Below are 24,433 nucleotides of genomic sequence, written 5' to 3' on the forward strand. Positions count from 1 at the left end.
AACTAAAAACACACTGATAACATCATCTGGATCCGCCAATGCTTGCTTTATGCAATCGTTTTTTAATTACCTTAACCATTGCAGCTTTCAGCCTTTCATCACCCGCCAATAAAGCAACTGGCAAAAATAAAATTGCAATCATCAGTGGCCATCAATACCAACACCACTCAAAAAGACTTCAGCAACAACGTCGCTTTATGGTGTCATTACCCGAGTTTTATTACGCAAGCGAACGTCGTTATCCAACGCTTTACGTGATCGATGCTGATTTTCAGTTTCAGCATGTGTCGTCCATTGTGAATCACTTGGCCCGAATGGGTAAAATTCCACCGATGATCGTAGTGGGTATTGCCAACCAGGGACAAGACGATTACGTATATCATACCACCTGGATTAGCGGCAACGACCCGGACCCTGCGTTTGGTGGAGCAGACATTTTTCGTCAATATATTCAATCTGAGCTGGTACCTGAAATCGAAAATTCTTTTCGCACCAATCAAAATCGAGCATTGGCAGGTTATTCACTGGGAGCGCTGTTCAGCCTTTACGCCATGATGCAAGACAACACCCCATTCAATGCGTATTTAGCCATGAGCCCAAGCGCCTGGTACGACAATTTTCAATTGCAAGAAAAGCTGAAAACCTACTTGGAGTCGAAGCCCACACAACACCCCCCTTTGTTTTTGTCGGTTGCCAATGAACAACAAATGGGCGTGAAACCTCTAGCAACACTTTTTGAAAAAAAGTTACCCACAAGCTGGCGCTGGGAGTTTAAAACGTATCCCGACGAAACGCATTTCTCGACGGCTTTACCCGCTTTGTACGATGCATTGCAATTTTTGTTTCCGGATTTTCATAAGGATGCTGGACAACTGCAGGCGCTTGGCGAGTATCAACACGTATTGGACCACTTTTATGACAAGAAAAAAGGTTGGAACGGCTTTCGATTTGAATGGCTGCAAGCTTATCAGTTTGCCCGCTATATTTTTGCCTCAAAACAAACGAATCAAGTTGACTCGATATTAAAACGCATGAGCAAAGACTTTCCGTTTTCAGTTACCGAAATAACAGTTCGAATAGCCGAAGGTTTTAATAAAACCAATCAACCCGACAAGGCACAAACGTTGTTACAACAATTGCCGGAACAAAGTCGTCAACACGTAGGGTGGCATCATCAAATGAGTTTGAGTCTGGAAATGCAAGGCCTGCAGCAAAAGGCCGCACAACACCATCAACAAGCCTTAGCTCTGGCGAAAAAATATCGCTTACCCAGCTGGGCCGTATGGGAATTGAAATAAGGCTAAAGCAGCGATAGTGCTTCCAGCAATTGACGAAACGTTGGTCCAGCCTTTTCTGCAATGACCCAATCCGCCTGCGAGGATAAGGGCGTTGCTTCCGGATTAATTTCGACGATGCGAGCGCCAAAACTGGCAGCCAGTGCAGCAAAACCTGCCGCTGGATACACCTGCGAAGACGTTCCTACCGATAAAAACAGCTCACACCGCTGGGCTTCATGCTCAACCTGCTCAATCACGACTGGATCCAAACTTTCACCAAACCAGACCACGGCCGGTCGCAAATAATCGTTTTCGCATTGCGGACACAAGGTTAAAGGAGCCTGTACATCTTCAACTGTCCGACGATAGTGACACGATTCTGAAAAACAGCGGTTTTCCATGAGCTGCCCATGTAGCTCATAAACCCGCTCGCTGCCAGCAATTTGGTGCAAACCATCCACATTTTGAGTGACCAGCGACACGTTAAACTCCTGCTGCAAACGTGCGATTCCTCGGTGCGCATCGTTAGGCTCCGCTTTCTGACACTGTTGTCGGCGCCATTGATACCAGTTCCATACAGTTTGTGGATCGCGACGAAAGCCATCTGCACTGGCTAACATCATCGGATCGTATTGCGACCACACGCTGTTATCACGCCCACGGAAGGTTAACAACCCACTTTCGGCAGAAACGCCAGCTCCGGTCATGATCAAAGTGTGCTTAGATTTTCGTAACCAACTGGCCAATTGCTGGACATTATTTGCATTCGTCATTTAGCAAATCCCTAAAGATTACCTACACTTAATGATTATCGACTTTGATTCTATCGTAAGGCGAACCAGTCGTAACCCTTTGTGTAAAACGACTAACAAGACGAGGTTTAGGACAATGAAGCTTTTTACTCAAAGCTTACGCAACCGTATTTTGGGAATTATCAGTCTCGCATTAATCATAATAATGTTGGTGTCGTTGTTTATGGTTGGTCGACTCGACAACAGCATCGAAAGCTACAATGAGTTAATCAATGAATCGGTAGACTACGAGCGCCAGTCGTCGGAATTGGTCGCTTTGTTTAAAATTCAAGTACAGGAATGGAAAAACGTATTGTTACGCGGCCACGACAGCTCAAACAGAGATAAGTACTGGCAACGCTTTCTCGACCGCCAAAAAGAAATACAGCAAAAAGCAAAGGCGCTTTCTAGCCGACTATCGGGCACAGAAGCCGGACGATTGATCAATGAGTTCGCAGAAACGCATTCAAAGCTGTCGAACCTGTATAAAAAAGGCTACGACGCCTTTATCAATAACAATTACGATCACAAAGCGGGTGATAATGCTGTACAAGGGATTGATCGGGCGCCCACGCAACAACTGCAAAAAGCCGCGGATGTCATTGCTGCATCGGTACAATCGAGAGCGCTTGCAGCTCGAGAACAGGCTTCAAACGCTGTAACCTTAGCCATTCCGAGTATTCTGGTAATCACTTTCGTGCTTTTGGCTCTGATGCATCTGGTCTTAAACAATCAATTCAAGCGTCCTCTAGAATCCTTAATCAATCATATGGAGCACTTCGGCCAAGGTGACTTTTCCAGTACCATCGAAGTCACTACGCAAGACGAGCTCGGGCAAATGCGCAAACAATTGGGCAATGCTCAGGAGTTTTTGCGCACTTTAATGTCACAAATTAAGCAAGCCACCGAGCAGTTAAATAAAAATGCCGACACGGTCAATCGTGGCTCTTCCGAAATTGCTCACAGCACCCAATCCACGACGTCTCGTATTGAGCAAACAGCCACTGCCGTTACTGAGATGACCTCTACCGTACAGGAAGTCGCTCAAAACGCCACCGGGGCCGCCGAATCGGCATCCAAAGCCGACGCATCGGCTCAAAATGGTTTGAAAGTGATGCACAGTACTATCTCAACCATAAACTCACTGTCTAATGAAGTTAAAGCGGCATCCGAAGTCATTCGTAAGCTGGAAGACGATACCAACAGCGTTGGTACCGTGCTCGATGTCATTCGGGGAATCGCCGAACAAACCAATTTACTTGCTTTGAATGCGGCCATCGAAGCGGCTCGCGCGGGCGAACAAGGGCGTGGCTTTGCAGTGGTTGCAGACGAAGTGCGAAACTTAGCGCAACGTACTCAGGAATCCACTGCGGAAATTCAGCAAATTATAGAAAACGTTCAAACCGGAGCCAAAGACGCTGTTGCAGCGATGGAACAAGGCAGTGAGTCGACATCGACCTGTGTCGAACAAGCGAATGCAGCGGGTGCGTCGCTCGATGAAATTACATCCGCGGTTAATGAAATTCATTTAATGAATACACAAATTGCCACCGCTGCTGAAGAGCAAACAACGGTATCGGAAGATATCAGTAAAAATATTAATGAAATTTCAACTGCAACGAATGAAATACATTCCAATGTGCGTCAATTCAACGAGCTGGCTCACTCCTTGGCGGAAATGGCCGAAGAACTCAACACCATTACATCAAAAATTAAAGTGTAGTTGCTACTTTCATTCGAGTTTTAGCCCGTGAGCTTAATGTTCAGTTACCATGTCGATATTGATTTCATCCTCATCGGCATTAAGACCAAACCGATAAGTAAACGGGCAATATGACAATAAGTCTTTTAGGATAACTATTGAAATAATTGCATTACCAATTTATTTGAAAACTATTGGTTAATATTTGATAAAAGCCGTTATTGTCTAAATCATCTTGCCACACAGTAATTACTTGTCCATTATCACTCAAGGTGACCGCTGGATATCGCTGTTGGCCATTTGCATTGTAGTTGACCGTTCGATCGTTTAAATGTCGAATACCATTTGAATAAAAACCCGCCATATAAATCTGATACATGCCATTCTTGTCTTTATCATCTTCCCAAACAATCACAAAATTCCCCTGACTGTCCGCTGCAATATCCGGTTTGACTTGTTGCCCTGAACTTTCACGATTAACAACGATATCATTAAAACGTCTTATTCCTTGTGCATTAAAACCGGCTGCGTAAATTTGGTAGACACCATTTTTATCATTATCGTCTTGCCAGGTTATCACAATATCCCCGCTAGAACTGGATGCTATACGCGGTGCGAATTGTTGACCTGCACCTTTTTGATTCACGGTAAAATCATTAAAGAGTCGATGCCCATAATAGTTAAATCCAGAAGCGTAAATCTGATAGTAACCGTTGCCGTCGTTGTCGTCTTCAAAGGTGACGTAACGCCTTCCATTATTGTCCATTGCAATCGCAGGTTTTTTTTGCTGACCAGCTCCTTTTTGATTCACCGTTTTATCATTGTGAACTCTTAAACCTTTGTCATTAAATCCTGCCAATAAAATTTGATACTTTCCATTACCATCTTGATCATCTTCCCAAACAACGGAAAAGTTACCGACATCATCCATCGCAACTTGGGGGTTTAGCTGCTGACCAGAAGAAACTTGATTAACCACAAATTCGCTGAAAGTGCGATGCCCTAAATGATCAAAACCCGCTGCATATATTTCATATTTACCATTATTATTACGATCGTCTTGCCACACAACAACACTGGAACCATCTCGGGCAACAGCCACCCTTGGATTGACTTGTTGTCCGGACGATATTTGATTGACAGTACTTTGCGGAATGGCTTCACAACCATCGTGAGAAAACTGCCGACTCACTATTTCAAACTTACCATTTTGATTTTTGTCATCTTGCCAAACGATAATAAATTGGCCGAGCTTATCACTGCTAATGGAAGGCATTTTTTGTTGACCCGATGCAATCGTATTAACAGTAAAATCATTGAATGTTGTTAATGATTCCTTGTACTGATAAGGCGGCAACGAAAGAGGAAAGTCAAATGAAAATTGATGTTGAACATCATTTGGATCCAATGAATAGTATTCTTGATTAAATGACGTTACATCTTCTAACACACTAAAAGTTCGAGCACTCACTTTTTCATTTATTAAATCGAACTCAAGTAATCGCATCCAACCATTTCCGTGGCTCTCTCCATTGCGCTTCTCAAACTGATAGTCGGTTAATATTTCCTGCACATCGTTTCCAAAATAGCCAACTCGCTTTTTAATTTCTGAAGCACCCGTATGGCCAGACAAGACCATACGAACATTGCTGTGACGGCTTGAAAGTTCGTTCCAAACAACTTCTCCATTGCTGCCTGTTAACCCGTACTTTGACGCACAATTGGTATGATGTTCTCCTCCACGGTTTTGATAGCAATGTGTAGCAATAAGTATATGTTTGTTGGGGTTAGCCTTGATCACATTGTTCGCCCAACAGAGCGCCTCTTTTCTGGGAGCAAACTCTAAGTTCACGACCATATACTCCTGTCCTGCGATCGTAAAGAGGCCAAAATTATTATCGGCATTGTCGCCTTTATGCCCCCACCAGTTTTTTCCTAAAAAATGATCAACACCAAAAAATTGATTGTAACGCGTGGTGTCTCTTTTTTTACCACTATTTGGATTATCATGGTTCCCAGGCAACACCGTGTATCGAATATTGTGGTTATCCAGTATTTGGTGAGCATTAAAAGCCGCTTCCCATTCCGGTAGGGTATTATCGTGAGTAATATCGCCTAAATGAATGACCATTTTTATTGACTTGCTGTATTGGTTGTCGGCGATCCATTGTGTTTGTTTTTTATAGGTTAATGGATCTCTTAGCGAGTAATATTGGGTATCTGGAAGAATTGCAATGCTCTCCATTCCTTGAAAGCTTTGCACAGTAAAACTTGCCAAGAATAAAAAACCACCAAACAGATAAAAAAAGTATCTTGTCATTCCATATCTCCAATTAAAATACAACTTTGATATTGTTAAGATAGATCGAAGACTATGAACTTTAGAATAAAACCAGAAAAAGGACAGGTATATCTCAAATCAGTAACCTAGGCTCACCGACGTAACCTTTTTAATTGAGAGAATTTGTTTTCAGGACTTGTATTCCTACGACGAGCAGTCATCTCAAATATGCCTTTTAAGATGACGTCTAACAAAAGCTCGCTTAAAAATTCCGAAAGTCAGTATGTGAAATCTTTTTGATAAAATCGAATGCGTACCAGGTCAGCCTTGCGTTCAGTAATGGCAGAAATAACGATTCGGTCTTCTGTCGAATTGATAGTGAACGTATTGAGTAAGTTTTTATCCAAAGGTAACAAGAGTCGTGATGCTTTTGTTTGATAATCGTATAAAATGATTCCTGGCTTAGCGTTATTTACCGCGCCTACGTAATAAATCCCTTTAGATTCCACATACCAATTAACCCAATTAGTCACAGAAAAGTCATCAATAATACGTTCGTCTTCTCCAGTTATAAGATTTAGCTGCCAAAGTCCATCTTCATGAAACCTAGAATAAAAGAGAGTCTTTCCGTCGACACTCTCTCGTGCACTGTAGCCGCCATTCTCAGTGATCTGAACGTGCTGTCGATCGGCTAAGTCATAGCGCCATATTTGCCAATCGCCTGACTTTTCTGATGCGTAATAAATCCGTTTTCCAGTGCGATCAAACGATGCATTACTGGCTTGGGCATTTTGATCAATAAGCATCCTTGACTGACCAGTTATTATGTCTAATGTATAAATACTTTTCGATTCGTTATACAAAAGTGAGCGCCCAGTCGGGTGCCAAGAAAAATTTGTGTAGCTATCGCTCAATTGTTTTAACGCTTTGTCATTATACATGTCACTTTTCACCCAAATAGCCCATTCTCCTTTTTTATTGGACAGGTAAGCGATATTCGACGCCGAGGAAATTCGAGGTAAAAAGTTCAATTGTGTGGAATGTGTCATTTGTTCTTGAAACAACCACTTTTCTTGCTCTAGCTGATACTGAAATAAATTCACATGAACACTACCTTTCGAGGCAAGAAACTCAAAAGGAGTCAATGGACTTAATCTCGAAAAATCGCCCATCGTTGCCAAATGCGCTATTCGTTCACCTTTCAAATTGAAAGCAACCAGCTGATTGTTATTCAAAAACAGCACTCGATCACCGCCATAATTCCAACTGAAAGACTTAGCATAAAAAGGCAGTACAAATTCGCTTTTTTTAATACCATTTACTTTATCGTATACAAGGACCAAACTACTCTGTTCGGAAAGATAACGTAATACAACCAAGTCATTGTGATTGATATGGCTGGCAAGAAAGTAATCGCCAAGTAAATTTCCCTTTTGATTGGGCAAGGAAACTTGGTCGGTGTTGTTTGTTCTAATAGAGTGTCGAAAAACTGCGTAAGGTTCATCGACACTTTTTCGGGAAGAAAAGTAAAGCGTTTGTTCGTCTGCACCCCAGGCTAAATAGGTATTAGCACGTGTACCACACTCCAATAGTTTTTCTTCCACGTCAACAGTCAGTTCATTTGTAAGAGTAATTCGATGAATACTGCATCGCCTTGAATGACGGTTATCCCACCGAACAAAAGCAATTGCTTTACCACTAGGAGACCAGACAGGATGAAAGTTGTCACTTGAGGAAAAAGTGAGCTGGACTAAACGATTTGAGCCCAAGTGTTGCAAATACAAATGGCTGTTTTCGTCCGCTGCATTACGGCGTACAAATACTATGGATTGACCATCAGGTGAACTTTGAGGCTCCAATTCCATACCTGGAAAATCCGTTACAGATGATACTTCAAATGGCCGCAGTGAAAAATGCTGTTTTTCTTCACCGATCAGATGAATGACTGAAACAATTATTACTAGAAGTACTAGTCCACTCCAAAAGATTATCACAAGATGGGAAAAAGTCTTTGTCTGTAATTCAGTCTTGTTCGGCTTTGAAACGTCGTGGTCAGTTACTTGATTCGCCGCAAAATGACTGCCCGATAGTGGCGCTCTATTGGGTTTTACCGTTTTCAGTAAATAACCTTTTCTGGGTACGGTTTGCAATTCGACATCAGCTGTTTCAATTAATTTTCTTAACTGCGAGATCGAACGATTCACCGCATTATCAGAAACCACTTTCCCTTGCCAAACGTTTTTCAGTAATTCTTGACGACTGACAACCGAATCCAACTCATGGATAAAATAACAAAGCAGCGTCACAATGAGTGGCTCCGCTTTTATTTCATTGCCATCGATAAAAATAAGACTGCGTTCTTGAGAAACAATCATGTTGGCTATTTTATATTCTTCTTGAAAATTCATGGACGACTCAAATTCACTTTTTATCAAAAGCCCGATAAATCTTTGATTTCTATAGTAATCACTTTGTAATCACACTTTCATCATAAAAGCCTTATGGCTATAAAATTCACGTTGCCTTGAAATGTGTTTCCTCAATACAAACCATAAACCAAGGAAATGTCATGAAATCAAGTTTTGCAACGTATTCACTCATCATATGTTTTTTATTTCCCTTTTGGATAAAAGCTGAACAGCTTCCTCCATTGCCACAGTACAGTGAAATGCTGTCTGTTGGAGAGCGATCGTTACATATTAACCAAAGAGGAGACCTGAGTCGAAGTGAAGCGATAGTGCTTTTATCAGGACCAACCGACTATTGGCACAGCGACTCCGCTTGGTTTGCAATGTTATTGCCGCAACTGAGTCAACACAATCGCGTCATTGCCATTGATCGTGCTGGAAATGCTTGGAGCGAAATTTATCGTACCGACTCAAACTACATACAATTTGCAGATGATTTAAACATTGCTTTGGAAAAGCTCAGTGTTCACTCGGTCACTTTTATCGCGTTTGCCAGTGCAAGTTTGACGTTGCATCACTACATGGATCGTTATGGCGATCAAGGTCGTGTTAAGGGCGCGGTATTGATTGACCCTGATGTGTTAACAGAATATGGCATCAACTTCTACAAGTCCGGAATACCGCAAGGATGGATGACTTACAATAGTGAGTGGAACGATTACATCGCAGAGGGAGGTTACACCGAGCGTACTAAAGAAATCGTCAAGTTGGAAAAGAAACACGTCAAATCGTTAGTGAGTAAAGCGCAAAAAGCCCATACCGATTGGGCGTATCTAAATGCAATCCTAAAAACTCGAAAGCGCATATCCAGACAGCAAAATAAAATCAATCAAGTTTCAGTTTATGGAAACGACCTGGATACTGCGTTTTTGTCGCCACTCCCCTCCAGCTTACCATTGGTTATCATTAATACCGACTTTGAACTGTCGTATCTAGCAAATATAGAAGACGAATTGGAAAAGCAATCGATAATCCAGTGGCATGAAGAAGGTAATCAATGGTTTCAGTATCTAGCAGACAATTCGATTAAGGGATGCCATATTGCGCTCTCTTCTCAAGACCACTTAGCGCCCTTGTTTAATATTGATTTGATTGAAACAAGTTTGGCACTACTTCAATAACAACACAATGATTTTTCATTGACGAACTGGCTGTTATTTCATCTGCAACGAGTCGCGGTGTTCGCAAAATTCAGGAACACCCGACAACACTTGAACACATGCATTAAGCGCCTCACTCATATCCTTACACTGCTTCATCGCCCATTGAGCGGTGGCCACAATCGATCCCTCCTTAGGTACGTCCTTGCAAAAATGTTCCGTCACTGGTGCATTGATTAAACATTCATTAATAAACACGCGGTCGGCAATTTGACAGCTAAAATCGTCGCACTCTTTTATTCGTTGTTTAACTGCATCAACACACGCCACGCTATCACCTGTGGCGGCAATTTGCAGCGCGTGCTTTCCGGCAGCATCGACTTTTTCGGCAATAACGTCCTGTTGACTGCTCCACCAAAGGTAACCTGCGATAATCGCACCAAGAACAGTTACCGCAACGATCGATAAAACAATCCACATGACTTTCATAAAAAACCTTACGTCGACTTTATGAAGCTAACCTCAATAACTTTACGCGGGGTAACGATTTTGTAATCCTTGATAAACCTGCTCGCGAAACTCGGAGTGTTCAGTATCTAACGTATTTAAAATTTCAACCAAGTGTTCGTTGTCTTCTTTTCCATGCCAGTTTTTAATGTAACTGCCTTCTTTATAGCCATGATCTTGACGGAAAAAGTTCAACGTATTTTTACCCACGTAATTCTTGTATAGTTCAACAAAATCCATTTCAATTTGTTGCATGCAACCAGCAAACGCTTTCGCATCAAAACCCTGTGTCGTTAGTGCCCCAGCAGCAAGCCGCTCTAATGTTTCGCGAAATGTTTTTTGGGTTTGAGGCTGCGACATTTCCTCCGCCAATTGTTGTGCGATGGTTTGATAATCATCTTTACCATTGATACGGCAACTTAAGCCAAAATGAAAAATATCCACCAGCTCCAACTTCACCTGCTCCAAATCCGGTGATTGATGCTTCCACCATTTCCAACCGTAATGATCGAGCATTTCGCCGCACTCAATCCAAATAGCGCGATACCATTCAAAATTCTTATCGAACCAGTCACTGTGTACTTTCTTATTCATGGCGTCTTGCATTTCCAGCATGATCGCCAATTGCTGGATCTGTGATTGTTGTGTTGTCATTACTTAAAAACCTTTATGGAAAAACATAATTTAAAACCAGTGACGCAAAGTCGAGCCCAGGATTAGGTTGGTCAAAATAACCGTTGGAGTAGTGGTTATACCTTAGGGAAAGATCCCATTGGCGGGCATCATCGAGGAAAGTACCGGCAGCAAAATGCATGGCAAAATTAAAGTGTGTTGGCACGGATAGATCGGCTAATCCTCTTTGATCAAAATAAGCCACACCTAAAGCCATCTCGTAATAAAAGCGACTGCTGTAAGTTTCATCCGCGAAAAAACGAATGGTAGGCTTCAATGCATAAATATTTAATGTGTCCATTTGCCCTTGATGCTCTTCCTCCAATACAAACCATTCGCTGTTTAGATATACGCGACCGTAGCCGAACAAACCATGATCCCAGTACGCATTGAGATCCGACCGCCACCCCATTCCAGTGGCATTGGCCGCAGTGGTGTCACCCGACTGGATGAGCGTATCGTCCATGCCAACACCGGCCATAACTAACCAACCATCTTTGGCTTGTAGCGGCAACCCTACGAATAAAAATAAAAAAAACGTTACGCGTAATAACTGACTCATTTTTTGCCTCGCGTTTGCATTATGGTCTCATAGGCCATTTTGATTTCCTGCGTTTTTTCAGTTGCGACTTTGATCATTTCTTCGGGTAACCCTTTGGCCACCAGTTTATCAGGATGGTGCTGCGCCATCAGTCGACGGTAAGCCTTTTTTACGTCGGCATTGGACGAATTTTCATCAACGCCCAACAATTGATAAGCTTGTACCAAAGAAGCTCCGGTGTCGGGTTCTTCACCGGCTCCTTGATAATAGCCGCCTGCCTGTTGTTGATAAAAGTATTGCTGTGCCTGCACCATTTTAATCAGTTGTTCGAGAATAAACCGGGAAAACTTCAAAACTTTGGCCATTTCCAGCAACAATTGATGCTCATTTGGATGCAGTTCATCATCGGCGAGCGCTGCTTGAATTTGAATTTCAAGAAACATCTGTTTTAGGTTACGTTGTCGGCCACAAATTTCCGCAAATTGCTCTAATCCTCCACGCCAATCGAAGTGAGTATCTTTACCCTGACCGAACAAGTCGATGGCGCTTTTACGAAGTTCTTCATTAAGTCCCATACGTTGCATGACACGTCTTGCGGTTTCAATTTCACTTTCACTCACCCGTCCGTCAACTTTTGCCATACGCCCCATCAGTGTGAATGTCGCACTAAAAAAGGCAGCTTGTATTTGCTCCTGATCGGTGGCGTCAAGCGATTCGATAAAATCCTTATCCATACCTTTATCAAAACTGTGGCCGAGCATCGCACCTAATGCCGCTCCCAGTGGACCACCGAGGCCAAATCCAAGCGCGCCGCCTATCACCTTTCCCCACCAACTCATTGTGCCGTTCCCCTTTTACCTAAATATTTCCGTAATGCATCCAATCGTTCCGGCGTTCCAATATCCATCCACAATCCCTCATAGAGTTCGGCACTAATGGCTTGTCGTTCAGCCTGTTTACGCAACAAAGGGCCCAGTGCAAACGAGTCGCCCGTCTGGTACGAGTTAAAAGCACTGGGTTGATAAACGCCAATTCCAGCGTAAGTAAACGTTTCAGCGGCACGATTCACTAACTTTCCTTCCTTTAAACCAAAGTCGCCTTGAGCTTTAAACTCGGGGTTAGCCACCAAGATTAAATGCGCAAACTCAGGATTCAGCTTTCGCAATTTGGCAAAAGGATAATCGCAATAGATGTCACCGTTAACGATAAGAAAAGGATCGGAGCCCAAAAGAGGTAACGCTTTCACTATTGCACCACCGGTTTCCAATGGACTCGGCTCTCGTGAGTAAACAATGTCAACACCGTAACGAGCACCATCACCAAGAAACCGCTCAATTTGCTCACCCAAATAGGCGGTATTTATCACTAACTGCCTAAAACCCTGTTCAGCCAAATTTTCAATGTGGTATTCGATGAGAGTTTTACTTCCGGCTTTTAGCAGCGGTTTGGGTATCGTGTCGGTAAGTGGTCGCATACGTGTACCGAGACCCGCTGCCAAGATCATTGCCTTCACGCGAACACCTGCCACATCATTTGGTGTTTGCGCAGTTCGGGAGCAAGACGGTGTTCACACCATTCTCGATATTCATCCATTTCTGGATACAGGGACATGGCTTCTATTAAATAGCCCAATGTAAGCGGTATATCTTTCAAATAAGCAGCCTTACTGTCTCGATGGCACAAGCGACAGAAAATGCCCGCAACTTTGATGTGACGTTGCATGCCCATCCAGTCGTAGTCACGCACCAGTTGCTCACTGGAAACCCCAATTAAACCGATGTCCGCCGCTTTTTCCTGATAGTAATCGAGCCAACGTAACTGACACGCCCGAGGCCACCGAATGTAACAGTCTTTGAGCAAGCTGATCAGATCATAGGTGTAAGCGCCCACTACCGCATCTTGGTAGTCGATCATGGCGAGTGAATCGTCGTCCTGAACCATTAAGTTACGAGAGTGATAGTCACGGTGCACCACCACCTGCGGTTGTTGCAATGCAGAGGATGACAAGCTTTCAAACCAACGATCCAACATTTGGTGTTCCTCACGACTCAAATCCATCCGCAAGTGTTTAACCAAAAACCAGTCTCGAAAGAGCTCCATTTCCTGATGCAATCGTACATAATCGTAAGGAGGCAGCTGATGTTCTTGCTGCTGACAGCCATATTGCAGTTGGATTAACGCGTCGATTGCCGAGTGGTAATAATGATCGGCATTATCCGTGGTTAACTGATTTAATAACAGGCGATCACCCAAATCGGACAACAGCATAAAACCTTGATTGACGTCTTCTGCGATAACGTGCGGTAACTTAACGCCTGTTGCAGCAAAAAGATGCGTGACCTCAACAAACGGAGTGATGGGTTCTTTATCGGGCGGAGCATCTACCGCGATCAAACTGGGTCGTCCCTTGGCACCTGGTAATCGAAAATAACGCCGAAAACTCGCATCACCACTCACCACAAGCAATGGCTGTTCTGGCTGGTTTAATTGTTGTGCTACCCATTGAGTCAATGCACTTAATCGTTGATCGGACATAGGATCCTGATATTTACTACTGAAACCGGTCTCATTCGCCGGTTTTAATTTAAGATTGCCACAATACGTTTAATTTGCTTTATCATACGCGTTTTTAATAACGTCAGCTGATTAACGATTAGCTGCCACAGGACGCCAATTTCGGGTGAAGCATCTTATCAGTTTACTTCAATTCAGCCTCGGTTTTGTTTTACTGTCGGGCGCTGCGGTTTCGAGTCACATAGCACTTGCTGAGCCATCTTCTCAAGTCGAGCGCAAAGCAAAGTCTGCGGATGATAAACACAGTGAAGACAAATCGCAAAAGCAAACGAATTTATTCCAGTCTGAGTATGCGGAAAGCTTTTGGCAATCACGCCAATTTATCCCGTTGCTGAGCTGCCCAGACAACATAGAAGCCAAACCAGACAGCATTCAACAGACTCACACGCCAGCGTCGACAGGTTACCAAATGTCGGCCGATCAGGCAGAACCCTCGTCTTCCACGCAATTAAAACTGCGCGGAAACGTTCGATTGCAAAGTAACCAACTGCAAATGGCCGCAGGACGGCTGGCATTGGATCGCGAACAAGGCAATTTTGAAGCGGAAGACGGTATTTTGTTGGAAACACCGGAGTCTCTTTTTGCAGCCAGCGCTATTGAAGGCAACCTGGATCAGCGCCAGTTAAAACTGACTGACAGTCAGTTTCGAATGAAAGCACAAGGCGGTAACGGGCAAGCCAGGCAAGTAGAACTGATGCCCAATAACCAGCTGCAATTGAAAGAACTCACCTTTTCCACCTGTCCTGCCGGAGATAACAGCTGGCGCTTCAGCGCTTCCAGTTTAGCTTTGGATCCTGTTGCCGGATGGGGTGAAGCGGAAGATATGCTGCTTAGGGTCGGGGGCGTACCGGTATTTTATTTCCCATGGCTAACATTTCCTATCGACGACCAACGCCATACTGGCGTGTTGCCTCCTTCTATTACTCCCAAAAGCCGTAACGGACTGGATCTCGCTGTTCCTGTTTACTTCAATTTAGCGCCCAATTACGACGCTACCTTAACGCCACGATATTTGGAAGATCGCGGTACTCAATTGGGCGCCGAGTTTCGATATTTAATGGACGACTCCCAAGCCCATCAAGGAATGAATCAGTTAGAGTGGATCGATGATCGACAAAGTGAAAAGCCGCGCTGGCTATACCGGCTGAATCATCACGGTATAATCGATGACGCATGGCGAATTCGAATTGATGCTGCCGGTGTAAGCGATACCACTTACTTTCAAGATTTGGGCAATGGGATCCATATCGCTAACCAGGATCAATTGAGTCGTTTTGGTGAAGTCGGTTATATTTCACCGCGGCTCCAAAGCTCTCTATCCGTTCTACAATTCCAACCGCTAACGTTGAATCAGTCGCCCTATCGCCAATCGCCACGATTTCGGATCCATGGCTATCTTACCGAACTGGACAATCCGCTCCAATGGACACTGGGCAGTGAGTTCAGTCGCTTTGAGAATGCCGCTTCGACATTACCGGAAGCAGACCGCAGCTTAATACAGAGTCGTCTCAGCTACCGTTGGCAAACAACTTGGGGCTATCTCAACCCCGCACTCAACTGGCATCGTGCACACTACCAACAAACACATCCGACGGATGGAAGTTCGAATTCAGAGATAAGTCTGACCCGCTACAGTATCGATTCGGGTTTAATATTTGAGCGTGATTCAAGTGACTACCTACAAACAATAGAACCTCGGTTATTTCTGCTCTATAGCCCCTATAAAGAGCAGTCTCACATTGGGCTATACGACACGCAACGACCCGACTTCACTTTTTATCAACTGTTCGCGGACAACCCTTTTTCGGGTTTCGATCGCATTGGAGATGAACAAAAAGTCTCGGTGGCTCTCAGCAGCCGTTGGTTTAAAAAAGGCAGTGCTCAAGAATTGTTGCAAATGGGTATCGGAAGAAGCTATTACGCAGAAGATCGTCGAGTGACCCTTTTTCCGGATGACGCTATCGATCAACGCGACAAGTCCAATTTGGTATCACACCTGACGTGGCACCCCACAACCGAATTAAGCTTAAGCACCCATTACGGTTACAACACCAGCACAAAGGAAACTGAGCAAGCCCACTTGAGCCTGGTTTATGAACCCTCTGACGAAATTATTGTCAATGTCAGTCATCGCTTTAAAGATTCCGACACCGGTTTTCATGAGCAAAGCGATGTGGCCTTTACTGTTCCACTCAGTGATACGTGGCGCCTGATAGGTCGTTGGAACTACGATTTAGCCGCAAAGCAAAGCTTAGAAACCTTTGCTGGTGTGGAGTACGAATCTTGTTGCTGGGCGATACGGGTATTTTCGCGCCGCTATTTAAGTGCGCGTCTGGATCCAAATGGGGTTATAATCCCGAGCCAGTCAGAACGCTTTAACAGCGATGTTTCATTTCAGTTCATCTTCAAGGGGATGGGCGGAGGCGGACAAAAAGGTTTATCGCAAATGCTGGAAAACAGCATCTGGGATTATCAAGATCCCACTTATTAAATGAATGATCTGCCAACGACAGCGTCAAACGCAGTAATACGGAAGCAAGCATGAAGAAAATTTTAACTCTTGGATTAACGGCCCTTTTGGTCACCGTCAGTTTAAAGGTAACGGCGGTAGAAAAACTGGATCAAACCATTGCCATTGTTGAGCAAGATGTGATCCTAGAAAGCGAATTAAAGCGCCGAATGAAAGCCATTTTGAGGCAATTGAAAGAAAAAAATCAAGCCGCTCCACCGATGGTTGTGTTGCAGGAGCAAGTTTTAGAGCGCATGATCGTCGATTCACTGCAACTGCAAATGGCCAAACGTGCCGGTGTACGTATCGGTGAACAGGAGCTCAATGCAGCCATTTCTGACATCGCCAAGCAAAACAACCTGTCGCTGGAAGCACTCCGTCACTCGATGGAAAAAGACGGTATCAACTGGGAGCTGTTCCGCGAAGACTTACGTGAAGAAATTATGGTTGCGCGTGTTCGCCGCGGTCAGGTCATGCAACGCATTAACATCAGTGAACGCGAAATCGATAACCTGGTCAAACTGATGGATGCCGAAGGCGCACAGAACGTCCAATACCATTTAGGGCATATACTGATTCCAATTTCCGACGCCAGTGATCAAAGTAAAATTCAGGAAGCCCGAGAAAAAGCACAGGATCTGATCCGTCAGCTGCGCGATGGGGCCGACTTTGCCAACCTGGCGATTCAGCACTCTGCCGGCCAAGAAGCGCTACAGGGTGGCGATTTCGGCTGGCGACCTGCGGCTCAGCTACCCACATTATTTGCTGGTCCAGCCAAAGCACTTGAAATTGGCGGTGTCAGTGACGCTCTCCGTAGCGGCAGTGGCTTTCATATTATTAAACTGCTCGACAAACGCGGTGAAATGAAACACATCGTACAACAAGTTAATGCACGTCATATACTGTTGATGCCAAACGCGATACGTGATGAACAAAAGTCAAAAGAGCTGATTGAAAAACTCAAAAAACGTATCGACAAAGGTGAGGCTTTTGCTGACTTGGCGAAAGAGTTTTCTGACGATAAAGGCAGCGCCCTCTCTGGTGGAGAGCTGGGTTGGAGCGTACCGGATAAGTTTGTTGGTCCATTCAAACAGGCGGTAGAAACGTTACCTCTGCATACCGTCAGTGAGCCGATTCAAACTCAGTTTGGTTGGCACATCATCGAAGTGCTGGGTCGTCGCGATGCCGATCAAACCAAAGAGTTGAAACGCGATCAAGCAGCTCGTATTTTGCAAGCCCGAAAGTTCGACGAAGAAGTCGAAAGTTGGTTACGCGAAATGCGGGATACTTCGTACGTTGAAGTACTTATTGATACTGAACAAAAATAAAGGGCCATCACTCAGGGTGACAACTGCAAATCACTTACCGCTTATTGTCATTACCAGTGGCGAACCTGCCGGTATCGGTGCCGAAGTTACCCTGAAAACTCTGCAAAACGATTTTCCTGCGCGCATTTTGGTCCTCGGTGATCAGCAACACTTGTTGTCGGTTGCCGAAGCCGCAAAATTGCCAGTTACTTTCCAAACACTTGAAGCAGCACATCAATGCCCAAAGCATTCCGCTTCTCAAATTTGCGTCTTGCATACTCCGCTTTCCCAACCCGCACATTTAGGTCAACTCAATCCCGCGAATGCCGGTTACGTCTTGCAATTACTGCAACAGGCGCATGATCTGGCTATCTCTCACATTGCCGATGCAATCGTTACCGCTCCAATACACAAGGGCGTCATCAACGATGCTGGAAAGTCTTCTTATTTCAGTGGGCATACCGAATATTTCTCAGAATTAAGTGATGCCAAACAAGTCGTGATGATGTTGGCCAGCGCCCAGCTGCGTGTCGCTCTGGTTACCACCCATTTACCGTTAAAAGAGGTGGCTTCGCAAATTTCTCCAACACGGCTGCATCGTGTGCTCAACACTTGCGTTGATGGATTAAAGCAATTAGGCATCGCTTATCCCAATATCAAAGTATTGGGTCTGAACCCTCACGCCGGTGAACAGGGTCATTTGGGCAAAGAAGAGCAAGATGTCATAATCCCTGCGCTGAAAACATTCAAACATTCGAGTTGCGAAATTACCGGCCCTTACCCTGCCGACACGGCGTTTACTAAGCACAACCTAGCAACAACCGACCTTTTTTTGGCCATGTACCATGATCAAGGGCTTCCAGTGATTAAATTCGCCAGTTTCGGTGAATGTGCTAATGTCACACTGGGCTTGCCTTATATTCGCACATCGGTTGATCACGGCACTGGCCTCGATATTGCCCAACAATTTATTGCGGATTGCGGCAGTATGAAATACGCCCTTGAGTTTGCAATACAGACCGCAACGCAGTCTGAAGTAGACGGTACGAAAAGCTAAAAAGACAAGAAACAGGCGTCAATGAAACCTATTCATCACAAAGCAAAAAAACGATTCGGTCAAAACTTCTTGCACGATCCTTCTGTGATCGATCGCATTGTTGCCACCATCAATCCACAACCGGGAGACAACCTGGTTGAAATAGGTCCTGGTCCAGGTGCGTTGACACAGCCGATATTGAAAAAAGCCGGAAAAATGCGTGCCGTTGAGCTTGATCGTGAAGTGATCCCAAAATTAAAAATGTACTGTCTTGGTGATGGCGAGCTGGAAGTTATCGAGTCGGACGCACTCAAAATTGACTTCGCCGCGTTTACCACAGCCCCTCAATCGTTAAGGGTAATTGGTAATTTGCCTTACAACATTTCCACACCGCTGATGTTTCATCTTTTTAGTCAAATCGATGCAATCCGTGATATGCATTTTATGTTACAAAAAGAAGTAGTGGACCGATTGGTTGCTGTGCCCGGTACCAAAGATTATGGGCGCCTCAGTATCATGGCGCAGTATTACGCGAAACCGGAATTTATGTTTCTGGTCAAGCCTGGCGCGTTTAATCCACCACCTAAAGTGGATTCTGCCATTGTTCGCTTAACACCAAAAACGACCGAAGAAAAACAACACACCAATGTAACGTTAATGAATCAAATAGTGACCAGCGCGTTTAGTTTGCGCCGTAAAACCATTCGCAACAGCTTAAAAAAATTCTTACAAACGGCTGATTTTGAAACGCTGTCTATCAACCCTCAAGAACGCGCAGAAAATTTAAGCCTGCAAGATTACATTCGTATAACCGATTATCTAGAGCAGCAACACCGTGATAGCCAATGAAAGAAAACACATTCAAAGATAAATCGATATAATAGTCACAAATTAATTTCCGGAAACGTTATGACCACGAATATAACCGACCTTAAAACTCAGTTTCTTAAACTTGCCATTGAGCGACAAGCGCTGAAATTTGGCGAGTTTACTTTGAAATCAGGCCGAATCAGCCCCTACTTTTTCAACGCAGGACTCTTCAACAGTGGTCGTGACTTACACCAACTGGGATTGTGTTACGCGCAAACTTTAATCGACTCAACAGCCGAGTTCGATATGCTATTTGGCCCAGCCTACAAAGGGATCCCGCTGGCAACCGTAACCGCTAGTGTACTCTTTGCCGAACATCGGCAAGATTTACCACTCTGTTACAACCGAAAGGAAGCCAAAGCGCATGGCGAAGGAGGCACCCTTGTGGGTGCTGAATTGAACGGTCGGGTTATGATCGTCGACGATGTGATCACTGCCGGTACGGCCATTCGAGAATCCATCGATATCATTAAAGCTCACGGCGCTGAGCCGGCGGGAGTACTGGTTGCACTCGACCGCCAGGAAAAAGGAAAGGCCGAGTTATCGGCGATTCAGGAAGTCGAAAAAGACTATGGAATTCCAGTTTATTCCATCGTTAACTTGACGGATCTGGCCACCTTCATTAAAAATGATAACCAACTCTCTGTTTTCAGTGAAAAAATTGCAGATTATAGAGCGCGTTACGGCGTTTAATATCTGCTACAGTTATCTTATGCGAATAAACCAATCTTTTTCTTTTGCAGTTACCCTGTCATTAATTGGCTGCCTGTTGTTCAGCAGTGTCTTGCTGGCGAAAAACTATTATCGATTCAAAAATGCCGAAGGGCAGACGGTTCTGGTGGATCAGCTGACTCCGGAAGCCATCAACACCGGTTACGATGTCATCAATGACGAAGGCAAACTGGTGCAATCGGTCCCACCCGCAAAAACCATTGGTGAGCTGGAAGAAGAAAAAAAGCGCCAGCTAGAAGAAAAGCGTAAACAGAGAGAGCAGCAACGCCAACTGCGCCGAGACGCAGAACTGTTACGCCTGTTCGGCAGTGTTGAGGATATTATGCGTGCAAGAGACGCCGCTTTACTCGGTGTTGAACAACGTGAACAACTCAACGAAAACGATAAACAATTATTACGTGCCGGCCTTGAAGACTTACAACGCCGAGCGGCTGATTATGAACGGCTTGGAAAACCCATACCTGCAAACCTGAAGAGTGAAATTACTCAACAACAAAAACAAATTGCCGAGCGTGAACGCAATGAAGTGATCATTGAGCAGGAACGTGAAAACGTGATGGAGACTTTCGAAACCGACATGATACGTTTTAAAGAGCTGCAAGCGAAACGCATGGCTCACCGATTAAAAAATGACAACAACGGAAAAAAACAAAGCAATGTATTAATGCTCACCTGCAACTCACAAAAAGACTGTCATGATATTTGGCAGCTGGCTCAAATTTACGCGCAAACTAATGCCAGTGGCCGACTGGAAGTCGTAACCGACACCATTATTTTAACGTCTGCTCCCAAAGCCGATACCGAAATTGGCATTTCTTTTTCGAAGTTACCGGCTCGCAATGAAACGCAAATCATTCTAGAAGTGTCTTGCAACAATACCGAGGCTGGCCAACAGCTTTGTAACAGCTCTGAAGCTCGCCGACTGGTGGATGGTTTTCAAGCATTTGTCGATAAACAATTGCGGTAATGTTGTTAAAATTTCGGCGAGCATTTTTATAACTTTGAGCAAGAGAAGCTACGAAATATAGCGATACTCCCACTCTAAACGTGATCTAAAGTACTATTCCTGTGAAAAGTTAAACGGTCGATTGGCTAACGAAAACTCAACGTTTCGAATCCCGGTAATCAATTCATCATTGGCTAATAGGGGCAACAATTTCTTCTGCTCTTTAATTTCTTCGCAACTGCCATCAGGTAGAAGTCGTGAGAAAAACTCCATCACTTGCGGTTCAGCATGACGCGCGCTATACCACAATTGATTCGCTTGATCGCCGTAAATCCAGCCTGGTTTACTGTCTACCCACATATCACCAAAACACCCCTGACTGAGGAAGTACTTTTCGCCCTGAAATGCCAACACATGCCCATCATTGCTAACACGGAACTGGTAGTTATTGAAGCTTTGGGCTGACATCCATTGGTCGGCTGTATCGGTATGTAGTATTCGCGCGACCGGCTGCTGCCGAACATCAAGTAGCCATGGGCCTTCACTGGCGCCTTGCGAGACACTTTGTTCGTTAGAAATGGAATGGCTGCTGAGCGCCACAGCCAATTGTTGCTTCAAATGTTCCAACTCCAAACGCGAGTCTTGCAGCGATTGATTGGCGTCGACACTCATATAAACCAATGCAACAAAGGTCATCACCATAAAGCCACCCAACACCATGGAGAGTTTTTTCAGTAAGTTTTGCTGATGGCTTTGATAAGCCACCGACAGATAGTCTCTCTCGGCTTGCAATTGGTTGACCAATTTGGATTGCTGCTGCATATGAAACTGTAAACTTTTACGGTAAAGTTTATTGCCATTTTCCGCCGTTTCCTGACGCAGTTCCCGGTTGGCTTGGGCTACTTGAAAAGTAAGTGCCGGAACCACCTTGTTTTCAATCAACGACTCCAGCCAAATTTGCATTTTCTGCTCAACGCTAGGCTCAATAACCGCATCGTTTTCAGCAATGACGGGTTGTTTCAATAACTTGATTTGAGTGAGGGCATTTTTCAACAACGACATATCCAACGTTTTCGGGATCACGTCTTCCACACCTGCCGCACGTACTTGTTCCAAATAGTCGCTGCTGGAACGAGCAGTAAACATGTATATCGGAATATCACACCAATCGGCGCTGCGCTTGATCAATCGAGCAGCCTCTAAACCATCCATATCAGGCATAGAGTGGTCCATAAAAATGACATCTGGCTTATTTTTACCAAGCCACTCAAAAGCTTCGGCTGCGGAATAAACACTTTCGGTTTTTAGGTGCAAACGCTGTAACAAACGCGAAAGAACCATACAAGCAGAACGAGAATCATCAACGATAAGGGCAGTAGGCATAGGGAAACGCTCCATGTCTGGATCAGGCTGGCATCATTTTCATCGAGTTTATGCACCTTTGTCCGTGATGCAGTTAACATCCATTCTTAATAGCCCAATCAAAACGCTAAAAAACAATGCATCAAAAACGACAAAAGCTCCTTTCGGAGCTTTTGCTTGTCACCTTTACGTAAGGCCTTGGTTGTTTTCTGGTGGACACCGCCTTTGCGCATGATCGCTTCGGAAACGGTCCAGTTTCGGGGTTTGCTTTTACTCTTCATACAATAACCTCATGAACTTTACCCTTTTACGCAGAGCACCTGCTTTAAGGTATGAACCACTTCGACCAGATCGCTCTGATGTGCCATCACCTGATCGATATCTTTGTAAGCTGCCGGTATTTCATCCAGCACAGCCGCATCTTTTCGACACTCAACACCACGCGTTTGTTGCTCTAGGTCAGCACGGCGAAATCGTTTTTTTGCCGCTGTACGACTCATCGACCGCCCAGCACCGTGAGCACAAGAACAGAACGAATCGGCATTCCCTTTACCCCGAACAATATAAGACTTGGCGCCCATGCTGCCGGGAATAATTCCCAGTTGATCCTCACGCGCACTGATCGCTCCTTTACGCGTCAGCCAAACATCACGACCAAAATGATGTTCTTTTTGCACATAATTGTGGTGACAATTAATCGCCTGTTGCGTCAGCTGGAACGGAGGCAAATGCGGTTCAATAGCACGAACGACCAACCCCATCATTTCCTCCCGATTCAGTCGCGCGTATTCTTGCGCCCAATTGACCGCTTCTACATAAGCCGCAAAATGATCACTGCCTTCTACCAAATAAGCCAAATCACGATCGGGCAAATGCAACTGATTACGCTGAATATCTTTTTTAGCCAGCTGAATAAAGTAGCGACCAATCGCATTACCAATACCGCGACTGCCAGAATGCAACATAATCCAAACATCGTCACTTTGGTCAATACAAAGCTCGATAAAATGATTACCACTGCCCAAAGTGCCCATCTGTTTTACCCAGGTTTCTTGAGGGCGCTTTAACATTTTGCAGAGCGTTGGGTGATCGGAGAAAAGTTTATCGATACCGCGTTCCAGTTTTTTACAAGCGCTGGTACGTGCAGATATCATTTTATGAGCGCTAAAACCAACCGGCACAGCACGTTCAATACTGCTTCGCATGGCACGCAAGCTATCGGGTAATTGCGATGCCTTTAAGGACAAACGCACGGCATTCATGCCACAACCGATATCCACACCAACCGCTGCGGGAATAATGGCGTTAACGGTCGGGATCACGGTGCCAACGGTTGCCCCGATTCCCGCATGCACATCAGGCATGACAGCAATATGAGAATGCACAATGTCTAAATGTGATAGATTTTTCAATTGTGTTAGTGCCTGATTTTCAACTTTGTCGGTAAATATTTTTACCGGTTTAAAGCCATTTTCAGCATTTTTATTTAATTCAAGTTGTATGGGCATATTATTTTCCTTTTGGAACATCGTACTGTTCCATAACTTTAGTTTAGATCCCTTTTTTGCAAGCTGACCACACTACTTTAGGCAAAAAAAAGCCAGCGATCGCCGGCTTTCATTGAGCTGCCGACTCGAAGGGATCGTCCTTCCCTTCAAGTCGAATTCCTGAAGGGAGTTTTAAGACTGAATACCTTGTAAATTGAACATGTGTTAAAACTCCTCTGTTATCTTGAAAAACGTTGTGCGCATTATAAGT

At 44.5% G+C, this 24,433-nt stretch carries 21 protein-coding genes and 1 pseudogene; 11 read left to right on the top strand and 11 right to left on the bottom strand.

Annotated elements, in window-relative coordinates; translation table 11 throughout:
- Positions 1-38: 38 nt before the first annotated feature.
- Complete coding sequence (locus ACTUJY_RS10565) at positions 39-1,298, top strand: alpha/beta hydrolase (RefSeq protein ID WP_463616052.1); 1,260 nt, start codon at positions 39-41, stop codon at positions 1,296-1,298.
- A gap of 2 nt (positions 1,299-1,300) precedes the next feature.
- Here the strand turns inward: ACTUJY_RS10565 and ACTUJY_RS10570 are convergent, their stop codons facing one another.
- Entirely contained in the window at positions 1,301-2,050 is a 750-nt protein-coding gene (locus ACTUJY_RS10570) for an SIR2 family NAD-dependent protein deacylase (RefSeq protein WP_463616053.1), read from the bottom strand.
- A 115-nt stretch (positions 2,051-2,165) separates the two neighbouring features.
- On the opposite strand from ACTUJY_RS10570, the gene ACTUJY_RS10575 reads away from it, so the two are divergent.
- On the top strand, positions 2,166-3,791 hold the full coding sequence (locus tag ACTUJY_RS10575) for a methyl-accepting chemotaxis protein (protein WP_463616054.1): 1,626 nt from the start codon (positions 2,166-2,168) through the stop codon (positions 3,789-3,791).
- Positions 3,792-3,942: 151 nt separating this feature from the next.
- Here ACTUJY_RS10575 and ACTUJY_RS10580 read toward each other — a convergent pair whose 3' ends face one another.
- Complete coding sequence (locus ACTUJY_RS10580; RefSeq protein ID WP_463616055.1) at positions 3,943-6,090, bottom strand: metallophosphoesterase family protein; 2,148 nt, start codon at positions 6,088-6,090, stop codon at positions 3,943-3,945.
- 239 nt (positions 6,091-6,329) lie between these two features.
- Positions 6,330-8,459, bottom strand: a complete 2,130-nt coding sequence (locus ACTUJY_RS10585; RefSeq protein ID WP_463616056.1) for a winged helix-turn-helix domain-containing protein — start codon at positions 8,457-8,459, stop codon at positions 6,330-6,332.
- 161 nt (positions 8,460-8,620) lie between these two features.
- Between ACTUJY_RS10585 and ACTUJY_RS10590 the strand changes: the two genes are divergently transcribed.
- On the top strand, positions 8,621-9,640 hold the full coding sequence (locus tag ACTUJY_RS10590; protein WP_463616057.1) for an alpha/beta fold hydrolase: 1,020 nt from the start codon (positions 8,621-8,623) through the stop codon (positions 9,638-9,640).
- Positions 9,641-9,673: 33 nt separating this feature from the next.
- Here the strand turns inward: ACTUJY_RS10590 and ACTUJY_RS10595 are convergent, their stop codons facing one another.
- The 6 genes from ACTUJY_RS10595 to ACTUJY_RS10620 are packed head-to-tail and all read right to left on the bottom strand — an operon-like array spanning position 9,674 to position 13,874.
- A complete protein-coding gene (locus tag ACTUJY_RS10595; protein WP_463616058.1) occupies positions 9,674-10,108 on the bottom strand; it encodes a hypothetical protein in 435 nt (144 codons plus the stop codon).
- 42 nt (positions 10,109-10,150) lie between these two features.
- The gene (locus ACTUJY_RS10600; RefSeq protein WP_463616059.1) at positions 10,151-10,780 is read right to left on the bottom strand and encodes a dUTP diphosphatase; all 630 of its coding nucleotides are present in this window, start codon (positions 10,778-10,780) and stop codon (positions 10,151-10,153) included.
- Between the two features lie 13 nt (positions 10,781-10,793).
- Positions 10,794-11,360, bottom strand: coding sequence for an acyloxyacyl hydrolase (locus ACTUJY_RS10605; RefSeq protein ID WP_463616060.1), 567 nt, complete (start codon positions 11,358-11,360; stop codon positions 10,794-10,796).
- Positions 11,357-12,178: a co-chaperone DjlA gene (djlA, locus tag ACTUJY_RS10610; RefSeq protein ID WP_463616061.1), complete on the bottom strand. Its 822-nt coding sequence runs from the start codon at positions 12,176-12,178 to the stop codon at positions 11,357-11,359. The genes ACTUJY_RS10605 and djlA overlap by 4 nt, the downstream gene beginning before the upstream one ends.
- Positions 12,175-12,843 (bottom strand): N-acetylmuramate alpha-1-phosphate uridylyltransferase MurU, encoded by a 669-nt coding sequence (murU, locus tag ACTUJY_RS10615; RefSeq protein ID WP_463616165.1) that lies wholly within the window; start codon positions 12,841-12,843, stop codon positions 12,175-12,177. The genes djlA and murU overlap by 4 nt, the downstream gene beginning before the upstream one ends.
- Before the next feature lie 5 nt (positions 12,844-12,848).
- A complete protein-coding gene (locus ACTUJY_RS10620) occupies positions 12,849-13,874 on the bottom strand; it encodes an aminoglycoside phosphotransferase family protein (RefSeq protein ID WP_463616062.1) in 1,026 nt (341 codons plus the stop codon).
- A gap of 145 nt (positions 13,875-14,019) precedes the next feature.
- Here ACTUJY_RS10620 and ACTUJY_RS10625 point away from each other — a divergent pair, with 145 nt between their 5' ends.
- The 7 genes and pseudogenes from ACTUJY_RS10625 (at position 14,020) to ACTUJY_RS10655 (ending at position 21,334) form a co-directional block, all read left to right on the top strand.
- Complete coding sequence (locus tag ACTUJY_RS10625) at positions 14,020-16,404, top strand: LPS-assembly protein LptD (protein WP_463616063.1); 2,385 nt, start codon at positions 14,020-14,022, stop codon at positions 16,402-16,404.
- A 47-nt stretch (positions 16,405-16,451) separates the two neighbouring features.
- Positions 16,452-17,267 (top strand): annotated as a pseudogene (locus ACTUJY_RS10630) (peptidylprolyl isomerase); the annotation flags it as partial.
- 18 nt (positions 17,268-17,285) lie between these two features.
- Positions 17,286-17,750: a peptidylprolyl isomerase gene (locus tag ACTUJY_RS10635; protein ID WP_463616166.1), complete on the top strand. Its 465-nt coding sequence runs from the start codon at positions 17,286-17,288 to the stop codon at positions 17,748-17,750.
- A gap of 16 nt (positions 17,751-17,766) precedes the next feature.
- Positions 17,767-18,786: a 4-hydroxythreonine-4-phosphate dehydrogenase PdxA gene (pdxA, locus tag ACTUJY_RS10640; protein ID WP_463616064.1), complete on the top strand. Its 1,020-nt coding sequence runs from the start codon at positions 17,767-17,769 to the stop codon at positions 18,784-18,786.
- Positions 18,787-18,807: 21 nt separating this feature from the next.
- Entirely contained in the window at positions 18,808-19,614 is an 807-nt protein-coding gene (gene rsmA / locus ACTUJY_RS10645) for a 16S rRNA (adenine(1518)-N(6)/adenine(1519)-N(6))-dimethyltransferase RsmA (RefSeq protein WP_463616065.1), read from the top strand.
- A gap of 72 nt (positions 19,615-19,686) precedes the next feature.
- On the top strand, positions 19,687-20,328 hold the full coding sequence (gene pyrE / locus ACTUJY_RS10650) for an orotate phosphoribosyltransferase (RefSeq protein ID WP_463616167.1): 642 nt from the start codon (positions 19,687-19,689) through the stop codon (positions 20,326-20,328).
- Between the two features lie 19 nt (positions 20,329-20,347).
- Positions 20,348-21,334: a hypothetical protein gene (locus ACTUJY_RS10655; protein ID WP_463616066.1), complete on the top strand. Its 987-nt coding sequence runs from the start codon at positions 20,348-20,350 to the stop codon at positions 21,332-21,334.
- Positions 21,335-21,427: 93 nt separating this feature from the next.
- Here ACTUJY_RS10655 and ACTUJY_RS10660 read toward each other — a convergent pair whose 3' ends face one another.
- Entirely contained in the window at positions 21,428-22,696 is a 1,269-nt protein-coding gene (locus ACTUJY_RS10660) for a response regulator (protein WP_463616067.1), read from the bottom strand.
- Positions 22,697-22,709: 13 nt separating this feature from the next.
- Between ACTUJY_RS10660 and ACTUJY_RS10665 the strand changes: the two genes are divergently transcribed.
- Positions 22,710-22,910 carry a hypothetical protein gene (locus ACTUJY_RS10665; RefSeq protein ID WP_463616068.1) on the top strand — a complete coding sequence of 67 codons (201 nt, stop codon included), beginning with the start codon at positions 22,710-22,712 and terminating at the stop codon, positions 22,908-22,910.
- Positions 22,911-22,974: 64 nt separating this feature from the next.
- Here the strand turns inward: ACTUJY_RS10665 and ACTUJY_RS10670 are convergent, their stop codons facing one another.
- A complete protein-coding gene (locus tag ACTUJY_RS10670; RefSeq protein ID WP_463616069.1) occupies positions 22,975-24,183 on the bottom strand; it encodes an RtcB family protein in 1,209 nt (402 codons plus the stop codon).
- Positions 24,184-24,433: the final 250 nt, after the last annotated feature.

The organism is Pleionea sp. WD8-19 (assembly GCF_055326765.1).